The organism is Roseateles sp. P5_B10 (genome assembly GCF_056400485.1).
Map to the genome: position 1 here is coordinate 1 of NZ_JBFULE010001079.1, position 1,478 is coordinate 1,478.

Sequence of the window (1,478 nt, forward strand, 5' to 3'; positions counted from 1 at the left end):
GGACTGKCCCTTGAAGTCGTCGATGACGCCRGCRTGGATGGTGWAGCTGTTKGGCACGGTGCCGGTCAGCRKGCCCTGGTAGGTCCARGGSCCGCGYGGGCTSGGCGCGGTGGCATARGACAGATGCTCRRMGAGMCCCTGSTGCGCCATGGAYGCGTARGTCAKGTAGTACRTSCCCTTGCGCTTGGACAGCCACGGCCCCTCGGTGTAGTTGGGCAMCGMGATCTTCTCRATGGGSCCGTCCAGCTCGGTCATGTTSGMCTTGAGCTTGGCCAGGTAGAGCACCGGGTTGCCCCAGGCCAGCCAGGCRGTGCCGTCGTCGTCGATGAAGACGGTGGGGTCGATGTCGTTCCAGCCGTAGGGGGCCGGCGTCGTGGCATCGGTGATCARCGCCGWGCCGCGCGCATCCTTGAACGGGCCCAGCGGGTTGTCGGCCACCGCCACGCCGATGGCCTTGCCCGGCTGCGTGTCGTTGTGCTGCACGGTGGCGTAAAAGTAGAAGCGGCCATTGCGCTGCACCACCTGCGCGGCCCAGGCGTCACCCACCGCCCACTTGAAGTCGGTAGGCTTCATGAAGGCGCCGTGGGCGGTCCAGTGGCGCAGGTCCTTGGAGGAATAGGCCAGCCACTCGTTCATGCGGAAGAACTCGTCGCCCTTGGCCTCGTCACGGCCGACGTAGAGATAGACCGTGTCGCCCACGACCAGCGGTGCAGGGTCGGCGGTGAAGCGGTCACGCAGCACCGGATTGGCGCCGGGCGCCGGTTCGGCAGCCGGCGCGGCCCCGCAGGCGAGGGCGGCGCAGCAAAGGGCGATGCGGTGCAGGAGGCTGGGGAGGCGCATGGCTGGGCGTGAACCTTCAAGAGGTTGTTACGGGCGTTACCCGGAGTGGTTTTGAGAGACCTGGAATCGCCCAACCCGGTCTAAGCACAGCCGAAGGCTTGGATGACGACGTGGGAGGCCAAACCCGAAAAGGGTCTGACCAGTTTATGCGTAAACTTCAATTTGGTCATACCAAAGTCTGTCGACAATCGCCCGCTGCGTGCCCGCCAGCGGCAGTTCGAACTGGGCAATCTGAAAGGTGAAGCGTCATGTGGCATGGGTCGAGATCGCCCGTAGTTTTCATATCCGGGCTGCTGTCATGCATCGCCTTGACGCTGTTGCCCTGCGCGGCGCCGGCATCTGCGTTGAAGGGCGGGGGGCCAGCGGCGAGCGCGTCCAAGGGCTTGTCGACCGCCACTTGGACGCCGGACAACGGCGACGGCACCTTCACCAATCCCTTGTTCTATGACGAGTTTTCAGATCCGGACCTGATCCGCGTCGGTGACTGGTTCTACCTGACCGGCACCACCATGCACACCATGCCGGGCGTGCCGATCCTGCGCTCGAAGGACCTCGTCAACTGGGAGTTCGTTGCCTACGCGATGGACAAGCTCGACCTCGGCCCGGCCTTCCGGCTGGAGGGGGGCAACCACATCTAT

Annotated in this window: 2 protein-coding genes; one reads left to right on the forward strand and one right to left on the reverse strand. The window is 64.8% G+C overall.

The window, feature by feature from the left end:
* On the reverse strand, positions 1-840 hold an 840-nt coding region (locus AC1DU6_RS30970; protein ID WP_477861948.1), incomplete at its 3' end, for a family 43 glycosylhydrolase.
* Between the two features lie 383 nt (positions 841-1,223).
* On the opposite strand from AC1DU6_RS30970, the gene AC1DU6_RS30975 reads away from it, so the two are divergent.
* Positions 1,224-1,478 (forward strand): family 43 glycosylhydrolase (locus tag AC1DU6_RS30975; RefSeq protein WP_477861950.1); only part of this gene is annotated, 255 nt, incomplete at its 3' end.